General features: G+C 38.1%; 11 protein-coding genes and 1 pseudogene. 9 read left to right on the forward strand and 3 right to left on the reverse strand.

Going from position 1 to position 16,383, the window contains the following annotated elements; genetic code table 11:
- Positions 1 to 12: 12 nt before the first annotated feature.
- A complete protein-coding gene (locus JCM9140_RS15610; protein ID WP_034748535.1) occupies positions 13 to 1,059 on the forward strand; it encodes an aldose epimerase family protein in 1,047 nt (348 codons plus the stop codon).
- A 364-nt stretch (positions 1,060 to 1,423) separates the two neighbouring features.
- Here JCM9140_RS15610 and JCM9140_RS15615 read toward each other — a convergent pair whose 3' ends face one another.
- The gene (locus tag JCM9140_RS15615; protein ID WP_034748537.1) at positions 1,424 to 3,031 is read right to left on the reverse strand and encodes a glycoside hydrolase family 43 protein; all 1,608 of its coding nucleotides are present in this window, start codon (positions 3,029 to 3,031) and stop codon (positions 1,424 to 1,426) included.
- 100 nt (positions 3,032 to 3,131) lie between these two features.
- Entirely contained in the window at positions 3,132 to 4,319 is a 1,188-nt protein-coding gene (locus tag JCM9140_RS15620) for an ROK family transcriptional regulator (protein ID WP_034748539.1), read from the reverse strand.
- Between the two features lie 236 nt (positions 4,320 to 4,555).
- Between JCM9140_RS15620 and JCM9140_RS15625 the strand changes: the two genes are divergently transcribed.
- From JCM9140_RS15625 to JCM9140_RS15635, 3 genes are all read left to right on the forward strand, one after another.
- The gene (locus JCM9140_RS15625) at positions 4,556 to 5,881 is read left to right on the forward strand and encodes an extracellular solute-binding protein (protein ID WP_034748541.1); all 1,326 of its coding nucleotides are present in this window, start codon (positions 4,556 to 4,558) and stop codon (positions 5,879 to 5,881) included.
- A 118-nt stretch (positions 5,882 to 5,999) separates the two neighbouring features.
- Complete coding sequence (locus tag JCM9140_RS15630; RefSeq protein WP_034748544.1) at positions 6,000 to 6,878, forward strand: carbohydrate ABC transporter permease; 879 nt, start codon at positions 6,000 to 6,002, stop codon at positions 6,876 to 6,878.
- 15 nt (positions 6,879 to 6,893) lie between these two features.
- A complete protein-coding gene (locus JCM9140_RS15635) occupies positions 6,894 to 7,715 on the forward strand; it encodes a carbohydrate ABC transporter permease (RefSeq protein WP_034748547.1) in 822 nt (273 codons plus the stop codon).
- Positions 7,716 to 7,752: 37 nt separating this feature from the next.
- Here JCM9140_RS15635 and JCM9140_RS15640 read toward each other — a convergent pair whose 3' ends face one another.
- A complete protein-coding gene (locus JCM9140_RS15640; RefSeq protein WP_034748550.1) occupies positions 7,753 to 8,361 on the reverse strand; it encodes a YesL family protein in 609 nt (202 codons plus the stop codon).
- A 148-nt stretch (positions 8,362 to 8,509) separates the two neighbouring features.
- On the opposite strand from JCM9140_RS15640, the gene xylB reads away from it, so the two are divergent.
- The 5 genes and pseudogenes from xylB to JCM9140_RS23870 all read left to right on the forward strand — a co-directional run bounded on the left by xylB (position 8,510) and on the right by JCM9140_RS23870 (position 16,223).
- Complete coding sequence (xylB, locus tag JCM9140_RS15645; protein ID WP_034748553.1) at positions 8,510 to 10,009, forward strand: xylulokinase; 1,500 nt, start codon at positions 8,510 to 8,512, stop codon at positions 10,007 to 10,009.
- Between the two features lie 181 nt (positions 10,010 to 10,190).
- Positions 10,191 to 11,024, forward strand: coding sequence for a DUF6671 family protein (locus tag JCM9140_RS15650; protein WP_052002312.1), 834 nt, complete (start codon positions 10,191 to 10,193; stop codon positions 11,022 to 11,024).
- 200 nt (positions 11,025 to 11,224) lie between these two features.
- A pseudogene (nirB, locus tag JCM9140_RS15655) lies at positions 11,225 to 13,542 on the forward strand (nitrite reductase large subunit NirB).
- A gap of 113 nt (positions 13,543 to 13,655) precedes the next feature.
- Positions 13,656 to 15,800, forward strand: a complete 2,145-nt coding sequence (gene nasC / locus JCM9140_RS15660) for an assimilatory nitrate reductase catalytic subunit NasC (protein ID WP_034748556.1) — start codon at positions 13,656 to 13,658, stop codon at positions 15,798 to 15,800.
- 273 nt (positions 15,801 to 16,073) lie between these two features.
- On the forward strand, positions 16,074 to 16,223 hold the full coding sequence (locus JCM9140_RS23870; protein ID WP_034748558.1) for a hypothetical protein: 150 nt from the start codon (positions 16,074 to 16,076) through the stop codon (positions 16,221 to 16,223).
- Positions 16,224 to 16,383 lie beyond the last annotated feature (160 nt).

Consider the following 16,383-nt stretch of genomic DNA (forward strand, 5'->3'; position numbering starts at 1 on the left):
AAGGTGATGATAATGGAAATTCGTGAAGAGGTTTTTGGAGAAGTAAATGGTCAGGACGTGAAGATCTTTACTTTGAAAAATAGCAGTGGAATGGAGCTTAGTTGTATTAATTATGGTTGTACCATAACGAAAGTACTTGTTCCAGATCAAGCTGGCAATTTCGAAAATGTCGTATTAGGCTTTGACTCAATTGAAGAATACATTCATCATTCTCCTTTCTTTGGTTGCGTCGTTGGTCGTGTTGCTGGTAGAATAGCAAACTCTCAATTTGAATTAGATGGTATAACGTATGATCTTCCAAACAATGAAGGTGTGAATCACCTTCATGGTGGAGATCATGGGTTTGATAAAGTGTTATGGGATGGGAAAATTGAAAAAGGTACGGATGAAGTCAAGGTTATCTTTACACATAAAAGCACTGATGGTACAGCTGGCTATCCTGGTAACGTAACCGTGAGCATTACCTATACCTTAAACAATGATAATGAGTTCAATATTTCTTATCATGCAACAACAGATAAAAAAACGCTCATTAATTTAACCAATCACTCTTACTTCAATTTAAGTGGTGAGTTGAAAAGAGATATTCTGGACCACGAATTAACGTTAAAAAGCGATCACTTTTTAAAGCTAAGTGATTCCTTGCTTCCTACCGGGGAATTGGTGGCGGTTGATCAAACGGCTTTTGATTTCAGGAAGGGAAGAAAATTAATAGATGGCGTTCAATCTGATCATCAACAGAACCAATTAGTTGGTGGAGGATACGATCATCCACTCGTATTGAGTGCGAATCGTGAAGACGAAATCTGTTTAGTTGATCAGCAAAGTGGAAGAAAACTAACCGTTGAAACAGATGAGCCTACCGTCGTGTTATATACGTCTAATATGATGGGAAATGATTTTGAAATAAGAGGGGTTCCAGCAAGAAAACATATTGGTGTATGCCTTGAAACGCAGCACCACCCCGATGCCATCCATCACCCATCGTTTCCATCTATTGTTCTAGATGAAAACGAGGAGTACAGGACATCAACAACATATCGCTTCTCTGTGATGTAGTATGAATATGATATAACTTGAGAGCACCACTTTCTTTTAGAGGAAGTGGTGCTTTTTTCTGCTTTTGTGAATAAATTGCTATATATAAAAGGCTATCCTCTAAGTGAAATGGAGCGGAAGCCACTCGACTCCTGCGGGAAATAGAGGTAGGGGTGAGACCCCACAGGCGTAGCCGAGGAGGCTCACCACCTCCTTGCGGGTGCGAGTGGCTGCAGCGCAATGGAACGAACGCGGGAATGACACCGTATTACTTTAAAAAGTAAAAAAAGTATGTGAAGGCAGTCTAATAAAACAAAAAATAGTTCCTAGGAAATAAAAAACCACATGTGACCCAAAGGGTACACATGTGGTTTGTGAGTTGCTTTTATTTTTCTTTATAAATGAAATAATCAAAGTCAGCAGGAAGGCTTTGACCTGATGTATCTTGGCATTGCATACCAACAAACGCACCAGTGAAAAATCCTCCACCTTGAATGTAATCATCTGATAATTTATAAGAAGCAAAGTCGATCTCGATCTCAGTCCAGCTGCTACCATCAAATGAGTAAGAATAACGATACGTATTGGTTGTAACATCAACACGTAGATAAACGTATTCTACCTCTTCCGGAATGGCAATTTCACGACCTTTTAATGGTTGGTCAAACGTAAAGTTGTCACAAGTCATAAGGTCAAGAACCTTCCCTTTTTCTTCATTCCAAGTAACTTGAAGAGCAGTCCAGTTCTGAGTGTTGTAATAGTTGACAAGTCCTGCAGCTTGTTGGAATGTATCAGGATCAAATGCTACTTTTGTTTCAGCTGTAAAGTTAAAATGTTGCCAGCGTCTAGCTACATAAGCTTGAGTGAATTTTGATGACAATGACTCTTTTCCGTATAAACGTAAGTGACCTGGTTTATCTTTTAGAGAAAGGGTATTTTCTCCTAATGGAATACGTAGTGTTTGGAAGTTAAGATTTAGTTCTTCACTATCAAAATCATCCTTCTCTGGATAATCCGCTTCCCATTTCACTTCTTCAATTGCAGGGCCTTCGATTTCAAGAGAAGGTTGATTTCCTCCAACAACATAAGGCCAATCATTTTCCCACTCAAGACGTTGGATCGCTGTTTCTCTACCAAGTGGACAGAAGCCACGTGGATCTAAGATAGGTTGTCCTTCTCTTGGAAGAGGTCTTCCTGTTAAATGAACAAGGAACCACTCATCAGTGTGTGTTTGTACGATGGATGCATGCCCAGCTTTTTGTAATGGATTTCTTGGATGTGCAAAAGATGAAATCAAAGGATTTTCTGGATGCACTTCATATGGCCCCCATAAGTTTTTAGAGCGAGCAATGGTTGCTTGGTGATCATACTTAGTACCACCCTCAGCTGTTAATAAATAATAATAGTCGCCAATTTTATATAAATGCGGAGCTTCTGTTAATTTAACGTCTGTTCCTTCAAATATAATTTCTTTTTTTCCTACAAGCTTTTGCTCTTCTACGCTATATTCTTGAAGGACAATTCCGTAAAAGTTATGGTGAGATACGCGATGATCCCAAACCATGTTGACAAAATATTTTTTGCCATCTTCATGATGGAATAAAGATGGGTCAAAACCAGAGCTATTCATATGAATAGGCTCAGACCATTCGCCATCAATCGTGTCACATGTAACGAGGTAATTATGACTATCTTTCCACTGACCTTCTGTTACTTTTACATCGGTATAGATAAGCCAGAACTTACCATCACTATAAGAAAGAGCAGGAGCCCAAATACCACCAGAATCAGGGTTACCCATCATATTCAGTTGGCTCAAACGATTAAGTGGTCTAGAAACAAGACGCCAGTTTTTTAAGTCTTTTGAATGATAAATTCCAACGCCTGGGAACCATTCAAATGTAGACACAGCAATGTAATAATCTTCACCTGCACGACAAATGCTTGGATCAGGATTAAAACCAGTTAGTATAGGGTTTTGAATTTTGTTCATAGTACACTCACCTTTACAATAGTATTTTCAAGGAAATTAATAATGCTTTCGATAAAAGATCGTCTTTTGAAACTGTAGATCTAACTAAAGAGACGTAGGATTAACCTTCTTCTAAATTAATTGAAAGAAACTTCTCTGTAGAAAAAGCAGCAACACCTAAAGCAGCAGACCTTCTCTCTAATTGAGAAAAATGAATTTGTAGGTCCTTTTGATGGGTCGATAACGCGTTCTTTTTCATACTTTCTCTTAATGGTGCATCTAGCCAGCTTTGTAAGGTCACTAAACGATTCCCGATAATAATTTGTTCCGGGTTAAACGTATTAATGATGTTATTAATCCCAATAGCTAAATGTTCAGCTAGCTGTTCAATGAGTTCGATCATTTTCTGATCACCATTTCTAGCGAGCTTTGTTATAAACTCTAGAGAAAGTTCTTGCCCATCCTTCATTGGAATGCCATATTGACTCACCATTTCTAGAAGAGCTTTTTCAGAGGCATACAACTCCCAACACCCTTTGTTCCCACAATTACATAATGGGCCGTTCATATTAATGGTCATATGACCGAGCTCACCCGAGAACCCATTATTTCCTTTGTAGAGTTTGCCATTTAAAATAAGGCCTACCCCGATACCAATTCCACCACTTATATAGACGATATTATCAAACTTTTTTCCAATCCCAAATTTTTTCTCCCCATAAGCACCTGCATTAGCTTCATTTTTCACTTTTACTGGAATGTTGTACTTCTCTTCAATAATGCATTTTAAGTCTTTGTTTTTCCAATTTAAGTTTGGTGCTAGGATAATTTCCTCTGCCTTGTTGACTGTTGCGGGAACTCCGACTCCAATACCTACTACACCATAAGGACTGTCTGGCATTGTGGAGACCAAGTCATCAATCACATTGAAAATAATCTCAGTTGTTTCCTCAAAAGAGGGATTGTGAGTCTTGATGAGCTTTTCATTGCTAATATTACCTTGAAGGTCCGTAAGTATTGCAAGCACGTAGTTAACCCCAATATCAATTCCGATTGAATAGCCAGCTGATTGGTTAAACAACAACATGACAGGTCTTCTTCCGCCACTTGAAACACCCGGGCCAGTTTCTAGAATTAATTGTTCATCGATCAATTCATTAACAAGAGAAGATACAGTTCCTTTATTTAACCCTGTATAATTAGCAAGATCGGCTCTAGAAACCGGTGACGAATCTTTTATACTATGAAGCAGTAAAGATTTGTTCCTTTTCTTCACAACGTGCTGATTAAACGTTTGAGTCCTTTTCATTTTTGTTCACGCTTTCTTTTTTGTTTTTGCAAAAAATCCTAATGTAATAGTATCATATAGGAGTTGAAAAAGAAGCGTAAAAGCCGCTTGGTGGAAACGTTTCCTTTGGTTTGGTGTATCGTCTATAAATTTATTATACACTTAGTTTATTCACTAGACAAACAATGTTTTGCATGTTATTATAAATTCAAGTTAGCAAAGAGCTAACGCTTTAAACAAATAAGGGGGTTTATTATATGTTCAAAAGGAAAGCGGTTACATCATTAGCTGCATTAGCAGCTGGAACAATGCTTCTTACAGCTTGTGGAGGCGCTGATGAAGGTCAAGTTGAAGAAAACGAGCAAGGTGGCGCTGCTCCATCAGGAGATGCTGCAACAGTCGAGTTTATGCACTTATGGCCACAAGGTAGCTCTGCAGAGCATCATAGAATTGTAAACGAAATCATTGCTGATTTTGAAGCTGAAAACGGAAACATTACAATTGATCTTCAAGTTTTAAGTAACGAGCAATACAAAGATCAAATTACAGTTCTTTCAGCAGCCAATGAACTACCTGACGTTGGGATGACTTGGGCAGCTGGATACTTAGATCCATTCGTATCAGGTAACAAGTTTGCTCCATTAGATGATGTACTAGACAATGGTTTAAGAGAAGAATTTGTAGCTGGAACGCTTGAAGCTTACGAAAAAGATGGTCAATCTTATGGTTTACCTCTAGAGTTAAATACAGTTTATGTTTATTATAACCAAGCAATCTTTGCAGAGCATGGATTAGAAGCTCCAGAAACATATGAAGAGTTACTAGAAGTAGCTTCTGTTTTAAATGAAAACAACGTACAACCAATTGCATTAGGAAACAGAGACAGCTGGACTGGTTCAATGTGGTACATGTACTTTGCTGATAGAATTGGTGGCTCTGATCTATTAACAAACGCTATTGAAAGAGAAGCGTCTTTTGAAGACCCAGCTTTTGTTGAAGCTGCTGCAAAAGTACAAGAATTAGTTGATGCTAATGCATTTGTAAACGGCTTCAACGGTTTAGCAGATGAAGAAGCGAAGAGTATGTTCATGAACGAGCAAGCTGCTATGTACATGATTGCAACTTGGGATTTACCTAACTACACAACGAATGAAGATGTACCACAAGAGTTCAGAGACAATGTTGGATACTTCAAGTTCCCTACTGTAGATGGTGAAGGTGACCACAATAGCTTCGTAGGTGGTCCTGGAGTTGGATTATTCGTAGCTGAAGATTCTGATGTTAAAGAAGAAGCTAAGCAATTTGCTGCTTATTTCGTAGAGCAATGGGGTTCAAGAGCTGTTGCTGAAGCTGGTGTACTTCCTGCAACAATCGTTGACGGTGATAGCTTAGACCTTCCTGATATGTATGTAGAAGTACTTGAAGACCTTAACCAAGCAACAGGCTTAACGCTTTATGCAGACGTACAAATGACTGCATCTGCAGCTCAAACTCACTTAGATTTGATCCAAGCTCTATTTGGTGGACAAATCACACCTGAGGAGTTTGCTGCACAACAAGAAGCAGCACTTGCAGCTGAATAATTTATTTGTGTAGCAAGATAGAAATTTAAAACAATATTTATTCATCCAGTAGTAAGCGAAAAGGGCAAATCCTTAACTGGTTTTGCCCTTTTCTATCTTTTATAGGGGGTTATGCGCTATGAACAAAGTCATGTCGAACAAGTGGTTTATCACTTTGTATCTTCTCCCTGCATTGTTATTAGTTGGTGTTTTAATCTTCATTCCATTAGGTTTAACAGGGTATTATGGGTTGATGAGATGGGATGGGATTGGAGCAATGCAGTTCATTGGGTTGGAAAACTACATTAATGTATTACAAGATGGTAAGTTTTGGCAAAGTGCTGGAAACTCTGCCTTGTTAGCTGTATTTTCCACGATAAGTTTAGTTGTTTACTTAGCAGTATCGATGATCTTAGCTTCGAAAATAAAAGGTGCTGACCTTTTAAGAAAGCTTTATTTAATTCCAATGCTGTTATCTTCCGTTGCCATTGCGCAATTATGGATTAAAGTCTACAATCCGTCAAATGGAATGTTAAACGAAGTTCTTGCATGGTTTGGGGTTCAAAATCCCCCTTTATGGTTAGCTGATCCTAATATTGTCCTTTACTCGATCTTCATTCCGATTTTATGGCAATATGCAGGTTTCTATATTTTAATTTACTATGCTGCTTTAAAAGGGATCCCAGAATCAATGGTAGAAGCTGCAAAAATTGACGGAGCAACACCATTTCAAATTGCAACCCGCATCAAGTTGCCTTTAATAATGGGTGTGGTTAAAGTAACGATTGTCCTTGCGATTGTCGGTTCACTAAAATATTTTGATTTAATTTATGTTATGACTGGTGGAGGACCAAACGGAGCAAGTGAAGTTATGGCTTCATATATGTATAAGCTTGCCTTTGGTAACTATAACTTTGGCTACGGTAGTGCCGTTGGTTTCATGTTGCTAATTATTACGTTAGTTGTGACTGTTATTATCCGTAAGCTTACAGCGGATAAAGAGGAGATCCAATATTAAAGGGAGGTTTATGTGATGGGACGCGTAGGTTACTTTTTTCTATATTTAGCTTTAGGCTTAGTTGCCCTTTTTCAAATTTTCCCTATTGTCTGGTTGTTCCTTTTCTCTTTAAAGAGCAATCGTGAAATTTTTGCAGGTTCACCGTTTGCTTTGCCGCAAGAAATTAGATGGGAAAACTATTTAGCTGTTTGGGATGGTGGAATTGGAAACTATTTCTGGAATAGTGTTTGGATTACTGCACTTTCTATTCTATTGACACTGTTATTTGCTAGTATGGCTGTCTTTGTTATTACACGAATGAAATGGAAACTGAGCAAATTAGTTTTAGGTTTATTTATGGTAGGGTTGATGATCCCGATTCATTCATCTTTAATTCCGCTTTTCAATATGTTTTTAAGTGTGAATTTGATAAATAATCCAATTTCAATTGTTATCACATATACGGCGTATAACTTGCCTATTACTATGATGATTTTACTTGGATTTTACTATACACTTCCGAAAGAAATTGAAGAAGCTGCCATTATTGATGGAGCATCACTTCATAGAATGTTTTTCAGAATTATCTTACCAATCTCGGCACCGGTTCTTGCTACAACAGCGATTATTAACATGATTTACAACTGGAATGAGTTTGTATTTGTTAACACGTTTATCAGTTCAGACAGGTATAAAACATTAACAGTTGGTATTCAAAACTTTGTTGGTCAGTATATGACGGACTGGGGCGCAATTGGTGCAACTCTTGTTATTAGTGTATTGCCAATCTTAGTAGCCTTCTTCTTCTTTAGTAACAAAATTGTTGAAGGTATCTCTTCTAGTGCGGTAAAAGGATAATAAGAATCACCCGCCTACTAAATAGACAGGTGATTCGTTATCTCTTTTGATTCTGTTCAATTTTAGCAAAGGCATGCAAGGTAGACCACATAATAATAAAGGTAGAGAAGCTGGCTCCAAAGGCAAGTCCTAAAGCTGGAATGACGGATACGATCATGTAGAAAGCTGCTAGACTAATTATAATGAAAAAACTGTGTAAGGGACTCACTAACATGGTTAGAAACGCATTTCGAATTATTTTTAGCACTGGCAAGTCGTAATGAGCATAAGTTGGAAGCGTATAAACAGTCAATAGAATGAATATAAGTAAACCTGCGAGCAATGGGGCAGATGCCCATGTGAGAAGTTCACCAATATTCGCATGTAAGAAAATGATGTTGAATCCAACGATAAAGCCAATAAGGTAAAAGATAAAACCTAAACGATTGCTTTTCCAAAACTCCTTTTTGTAATAGTTCCAAAAGGAAGGGAAAACCGGCATTTCAGAATTGCCACGTAGCCATTGTCTAATCAATGAAAACATTGCTACTGTTGCTGGAAACAAGCCGAGTATGATGCCGCCAGCTAAAGTGAAGAACGCCCACAAGACATTAATATAAGCAAACTTTGTAATCCATTCTAAAATACTATATAAAGCTCGACCCATGTAAGTACCTCCTAGTGAAAGAAACTCACTTCATTATAATGAATAAAGAGGGTATTTACCAGGAATCGTACACACTTTGTTTGTCTAATGAATGAACAAACATTATATAGTAGAACGAATGGATTACTTAATAGAGGAGTGACAATTCATGAAATACGTGATTGGAGTAGATCTAGGTACTAGTGCGGTTAAAATTCTACTTGTGAATCAAACTGGAGAAGTAGTTAGTGAAGTATCAAAAGACTATCCTTTAATTCAAGAAAAAGCTGGATATAGTGAACAAGATCCTGAAGCTTGGGTAAAGCAAACGATCGCTGGAATGAAAGAATTACTAGCAGATTTTTCAGGCGATAAAAATAGTATAGAAGGTATTAGTTTCTCAGGACAAATGCATGGATTAGTCTTATTAGATGAAAGCAATGAGCCCCTTCGCCATGCGATTTTATGGAACGATACAAGAACTACTGCTGAGTGTGAGGAAATTTATAATAAAGTTGGGGAAAGTAAATTATTAGATATTACGAAAAACCCAGCTTTAGAGGGTTTTACTCTCCCTAAAATCTTATGGGTGAAAAAACATGAGCCTGAGTTGTTTGAAAAAGCTAGAGTGTTTGTTCTTCCAAAGGACTATGTGCGTTTGAAACTTACTGGTGAAGTACACATGGACTATTCAGATGCAGCGGGGACTTTGTTGCTTAATGTAGCAAACAAAGAATGGAGCAGCGAGATTTGTGAGATTTTCGAATTAAGTGCGGATTTCTGCCCGCCACTTGTCAACTCCCATGATCAAGTTGGAGTTGTTCTTCCGGAGATTGCAGAGTCTACAGGTCTGTCTGAACAAACACGTGTATTTGCTGGTGGAGCTGATAATGCTTGTGGCGCTATTGGATCAGGAATTCTTTCAGAAGGAAAAACAATGGCGAGTATTGGAACGTCAGGGGTGGTTCTTTCTTACGAGTCAGATGGCAATAAAGATTTCCAAGGGAAGGTTCATTATTTTAACCATGGTGCACCTGATGCTTTTTATACAATGGGAGTTACTCTGGCTGCAGGGTATAGCTTAAGCTGGTTTAAAGAAACGTTTGCAAAAGATGAGAGCTTTACAGATTTATTAGCAGACGTAGACACCGTTTCTCCAGGAGCAGATGGGTTGTTGTTTACTCCATATCTTGTTGGTGAACGAACACCGCATGTCGATGCAGCGATAAGAGCTAGCTTTATTGGAATGGATGGGTCTCATGAGAGAAAGCACTTCGCACGGGCCGTTCTTGAAGGCATTACGTTCTCATTAAACGAATCCGTTGAGATTTTTAGAAACCAAGGAAAAGTAATTGATTCAGTCATCTCCATTGGTGGTGGCGCGAAAAATGAAACTTGGTTGCAAATGCAAGCTGATGTCTTTAACGCTAAAATCGTTAAGCTATCAAGCGAACAAGGGCCTGGCATGGGAGCGGCTATGTTAGCTGCATATGGCTGTGGCTGGTTTGCTTCAATGTCAGAATGTGCAAATGCTTTCTTACAAGTTGATAAAGAGTATGTACCAAATGAGGAAAGTGTCCAGAAATACAAAGAACTGTTTGAGTTGTATCAAGATGTTTACACACAAACAAAAGAACTAAATAAACGTCTTGTGAAATTTAGAAAATAGAAAAAACGAGAATTCTCAAATGAGTGTACTAGATTTCAAACATCTATTATGATTAGCACATAACTTGTGCAAAATAATGAGGTTTGGATGATCGTTTAGACTCATGGAGGAATTCTCGTTTTTTTTTATTTAATTTTGAAGAATTTGTACGTGAATCATATCTTGGAAGGTGAAGCTGGTTATGAAAGATCTGTTTAATAAACGAAAAGCGGTTTTAGCAACGATGCATAAAAAGGAAGAAGTGATTGCGCCTATTTTGAAAACGGAGTTAGGAATTGAAATCATTGTGCCACTCAATTTTAATTCAGATAAATTCGGAACGTTTACAAATGAGATAGAAAGAGCTGGAAACCAACTTGAAGCTGCGAGGAAAAAAGTGGAGCAAGCGATGAAAGATCTCCAAGTAACACTTGGTGTGGCGAGTGAAGGCTCTTTTGGACCTCACCCGGCATTCCCATATGTTTCATTTAATAGAGAGTTAATTTTGTTGATTGATCAAGAACAAGGTTTAGAAGTAACAGGTTATGTTGCAAATGGAAACACCAATTACGCTCAAAAAGAAGTAAAGAGCTTTGAAGAAGCGCATGAATTTGCTTTGTCGATTGGATTCCCGAGCCATGGCGTGATAGTAGGTCATGACCGAGATTTTATAAAAGGAATTACCGATGTTAATGAACTTAAGAAGGCGGTTCGTACTAAATTAGATGGTTCTGCTACGACTATTATCGAAACCGATATGAGGGCAATGTATAATCCAACAAGAATGAAGAACATTGAACTAGCGACCTATGATTTAGTGAAAAAAATCAAAACGCCTTGTCCAAGCTGTCAAACACCAGGTTTTGAAATAAAAGAAGCAAAAAAGGGACTTGTATGCATGAGCTGCAACTTCCCAACAGATTTAATTAAAAGTTACCTTTATGAGTGCAAAAAATGTTCCTTTCAAGAAGAGGTACATAACCCGAATGGTAAACAATACGCAGATCCAATGTATTGTCAATTGTGCAACCCGTAAGGAACTTGGGAGTGAGATTTGTTTGTTAACTCATCTGACATAGATACAGTTTTATCTGAATTTATTCGATAAGATATAGATGATGAAAATTTTTATAACAAGTACTTTATATATATCTTTCTTAGTAGAGTCTACAAATAAATGAATTCTGGAGGGTTTCTAAGATGAAGAAGCAAAAGTTAATCTTAATTGGAAACGGCATGGCAGGCATCAATTGCATTGAGGAAATCTTAAAGAATGATCCTAATAGGTTTGAAATAACGGTGTTCGGAAGTGAACCACATTATAATTACAATCGAATTATGTTATCGACGGTTTTACAAGGGGACACGAACGTTGAGGATATCACTCTTCATGACAAAACATGGTACGAAGAGAATAAGATCGACCTTTTTACAGGTGAAACGGTACTGAAAGTTGATACAGAAGAAAAAGTTATTTTAACAGATCAAAACAAAACGATGTCTTACGATAAGCTTATCATTGCAACAGGGTCCGTTCCGTTCGTACTTCCGATACCGGGTGCAGATAAAGAAGGTGTTGTAAGTTTTCGTACTATAGAAGATTGTCAGAAGATTGTAAATCTATCGAATCATTATAAGAAAGCCGTAGTGATTGGTGGAGGTTTACTAGGTTTAGAAGCTGCACGAGGATTATTAAATCTAGGGATGGAGGTTGATGTGGTTCATCTGGCTGAACATGTAATGGAGAGACAATTAGACAAAACAGCCGCCACACTACTTCAAAGTGAACTTGAGAATCAAGGAATGAATTTTTTATTAGAGAAAGTAACAGATGAAATCATCGGGGAAACGCGAGTAGAAGGGCTGCGTTTTAAGGATGGTTCTGAGATTCAAGCGGATGCGGTAATCATGCTGTCGGGGTAAGGCCTAATGTACAAATGGCCAAAGAGAGTGGAATTGAAACGAACCGTGCCATTGTTGTAAATGATTATTTGCAAACGAGTGTTCCTGACGTTTATGCAGTTGGAGAATGTGTCGAGCATAGAAGCATGGTATATGGTCTTGTTAAACCACTTTATGAGCAAGGAAGAATTCTAGCAAAGCATATTTGTGACAAAACGGAAGCTGGGTATCAAGGATCAACATTATCAACACAGTTAAAGATTTCTGGTGTCGATGTTTTTTCGGTAGGACAATTTCATGCTGATGAAGGTAGTCAAACGATTATGCAATTTGATGAATTAGCTGGAATCTATAAAAAAATGGTTTTAAAAGATGATAAAGTAATAGGCTCGGTCATGTTCGGAGACACAAAAGCTGGAAATAAGTTACTAGATATGGTTAGCAAGCAAAAAGTAATGACCGACGAAGAAAAAATGATTGTTTTACAAACATCCAATGAAGAATCGCCGGTTGCTTCAATGGAACAAACAGATTTAGTTTGTCTTTGCAATGGAGTGACAAAGGGGGCGATTGTTCAAGCTTGTCAAACAGAAGGGGTAACAACAATTGATGAGGTGAAAAAGTGCACAAAAGCGTCGACTGCTTGTGGAGGATGTAAGCCATTGGTCAATGATTTGCTCCTCTATATGCAAAGCGATGACTTTGATGAAGTGATTGAAAAGGAGACATTATGTAGCTGTACAACGTTAACGGACGAAGAGATTGTAACAGAAATGCAGCTTAAGAATCTAAGCAACATTGATGATGTAATGAAGCAATTAGACTGGGCAAGTGATGATGGATGCTCTGTTTGTCGCCCCGCGCTTCAGTACTACTTAGGAATGATTTACCCGGAATATGAAACGAAACAAGAAGCGCTTTTCCTTAATGAAAAAATGAATGCTACTTTGCAAAAGGATGGAACCTACTCGATTACTCCGCAAATGTATGGAGGGGTAACGAACGCAGAGGAGCTTAGGAGAATTGCCTATGTTGTCGAAAAATATCAAATACCGAATGTGGCGATTACGAGTGAGCAGCGAGTTCATTTAACCGGAATCAAGCATGATCAATTACATTCGATTTGGGAAGAGTTAGATTTGCCTTTAAGCAGCACATATGGAAATACTGTTCAAAATATTAAAACATGTATTGGCGAAACGGTTTGTAAATGTGAGAAACAAAGTGCGCTTGATTTAGCTATTTCACTTGAGAAGCAAACAGACTATTTAACGACGCCGTATCGAGTTAAAATGGGTGTGTCTGCATGTATGCATAACGGTGCTGGTTCAACAACAAAAGACATTGGTGTTATTAAATTTGATCGTGGTTTTGAAGTGTATGTTGGAGGAAGCAGTGGGCGTAATGCTCGTACGGGTCAACTCCTTTGTGTAGCTGAAACGGAAGAAGAAGTATATGAAATCATTCTAGGATTTATTCAATATTACCGAGAAACAGCTAAATACGCAGAACGATCGTGGGAATGGATTGATCGAGTGAATCTTTTGCATATAAGAGAAGTGTTATTTGATCAAGACTTACGCTCGCAGTTACTTGAGAACCTAGAACATGATGCGTCCCAGCATAAGAAAATTTTATTAAGTAACCGATAAGAACTCATCAGATAATCGAAAGTGGATGTTTAGTAGGTTTGTAGCGAAATAAACCATACCTGAGAAGATTATAGTCCAGACGCGTCAAAATAATGAGCAAAGGATGAGGCATCATGACAGAAATGTTATTAAGATATTTCCGAAAGAAACAACAGCAAGTCGAAACAGAAAAAGTATATGATACGCAGTGTCCCTTTTGTAGCATGCAATGCAAAATGCAACTAATTGAGCAGTCAACTGTAACAAGAAAGACGTATAAGACGGTTGGGAAGGATAACCCAACATCGGAAGGTCGTTTATGCATTAAAGGGTTAAATGCTCATCAGCATGCGGTTCATCAAGATCGTATTAAGCAGCCGTTAGTTAAGGTAAATGGTGAATTTGTTCCGATTACGTGGGATGAAGCCATTTCTCTTATAAAAGAAAAATTTACGGCTATCCAGACGGAATATGGCAAAGATGCTTTATCTGTGTATGGGAGTGCGACGATCACAAACGAAGAAGCCTATTTACTAGGAAAATTTGCTAGGGTTGCATTAGGAACGAAATACATTGATTACAACGGTAGGCTCTGTATGTCAGCTGCTGCTTCGGCGGCAGCTCAGACATTTGGGATGGATCGTGGGTTCACTAATACGATTCAGGAAATTCCACACTCTAGATGTCTTATCCTTGCTGGAACGAATATTGCTGAATGTCAGCCGACGATTATGCCTTATTTTGAACAGGCAAAAGAGAATGGTTCGTTTATCATTGCAATCGATCCGCGTGAAACATCGACGACGAAAATGGCTGATTTGCACTTAAAAGTAAAACCGGGTACGGACGCTGTTCTTGCAAATGGATTATTAAAAGTCATTATAGAAGAAAACCTAGTTGATGAGGCATTTCTTGCTGAAAAGGTAAAGGGATTTGAAGAAGTAAAGAATTATGTCTCACAACTAGATTTAAAGGAAATTGCAGATTTAACAGGTGTTCCGTTAGAGCATATCCAAAAAGCTGCAACGGTTTTTGGAAAAGAAGAATCCGGGATGATTTTTACTGCTAGAGGAATTGAACAGCAAACAGATGGATCAGCAGCTGTTCGTAACTTTTTAAATATTCTTTTAGTAACAGGGAAAATAGGGAAAGAATTTTCTGGATATGGAGCTGTTACGGGGCAGGGGAATGGCCAAGGAGCAAGGGAACATGGTCAAAAAGCAGATCAATTACCAGGATACCGTTCTATTGAAAATGATGAACATCGTCACTATATTGCGGATGTTTGGGGAATAGATGAAAAGGATTTACCAAGAAAAGGCGTATCGGCTTTTGAGATGATTCAGAAGATAGATGCTGGCGAAATTAAAGGGATGTTCCTGATGTGTTCCAACCCGGTTGTTTCGAATCCAAGTGCAGAGTTTGTGAAACAAGCATTGGAAAAACTAGATTTTTTCGTTGCGGTTGATATGTTTATTTCTGAATCAGCTAGATTAGCAGATTTAATTTTGCCAGCGACTTCATACTTAGAAACACCTGGTACGATGACCAATGTTGAAGGAAGAGTCACACTTCGGGAAGCAAGCTTTCCTGTTAGAGGACAGGCGAGGCATGACTGGCAAATTATTTGTGACATAGCTAAGGCACTTGGAAAAGGCGAGTATTTCTCATTTTCGACGCCAGAAGAAGTGTTCAATGAGTTAAGAGTAGCGACACGTGGTGGAATTGCCGATTACTCTGGGATTACGTATGATCGACTTCGTGAAGAGAAAGGCATTTTGTGGCCTTGTCCAGATGAAGATCATCCAGGAACGAAGCGACTTTTTGAACATGAATTTGCCCACACGGATGGTAAAGCAGCGATGGTCGTTGTCCCTAATACTCCAGTGGTTAAAAAAGAGAAGCCTAGCGAGGAGTTTCCTCTATATTTAACCACAGGAAGAGTCATGTCCCATTATTTAACAGGGGTGCAGACGAGAAAGAGTTCAACGCTTGCCGCGCGTGAGTTTGAATCTTATATGGAGATTCATCCATCAACCGCAGAGAAATTCCATATTAAAGATCATACGCTTGTTAAAATAGAGTCAAAAAGAGGCAGCATCGTCGTAAGAAGCAAGTTGTCTCAAACAATTAGGAAGGACACGGTATTTGTCCCATTTCATTGGGCTGATTCTCAAAACGTAAACCGTTTAGTATCACAAAAACTAGACCCAACCTGTAGAATGCCCGGGTTTAAAGTAAGTGCGGTAAAAATTAGTCCAGCTGTAAATGCAAATTAGATTTCCAAGCTAGTTAGATTTTGAATTAAAAAAGGCAAATTTTCTCCATGATTGGATGAGAGTTTGCCTTTTCTTTTTGTTACTCTTTTTCATTAGAGAGATGTAAATTTTAAAAACAATAGTGAAAAGACTTTGCAAAAAAATTTTACTAAGTTATGATTGTTTTTACTAATATATGCAAACTTAGCAGTACATAATAAAGTAATAAGCTTTAAGGATCTTATATATTGTTGAATAGAAACTCTTTAAAGACAAGAAAAGTAGGTGAACAAAGTGGGGAAATATCAATTGGATACGAAAGGTAAGGCAGCTGTGACAAAGTTTCATGAAAAACAGAGGCCTACCAAATTGGATAAAAAGCAGCAACTTGAAAAACTACGCGCGGAGTATTTGAAAAAGAAGCAAAAACAAACAGATAAATAATTTGAATGAAAACATAGGAAGGTTAAAATCTTTCTATGTTTTTTCTTATTTGATGATCAAAGCTGATGAACGGCCAAACGGGCTGGATAAGGCAGGGAAAAGGCACTAGCCTTGCAGAAAACAGGAACTATCTTACATAAGTTAGTGGGGAACCAGCCGC

The sequence above is a fragment of the Halalkalibacter wakoensis JCM 9140 genome, assembly GCF_000513095.1.
GTDB lineage: Bacteria > Bacillota > Bacilli > Bacillales > Bacillaceae_D > Halalkalibacter > Halalkalibacter wakoensis.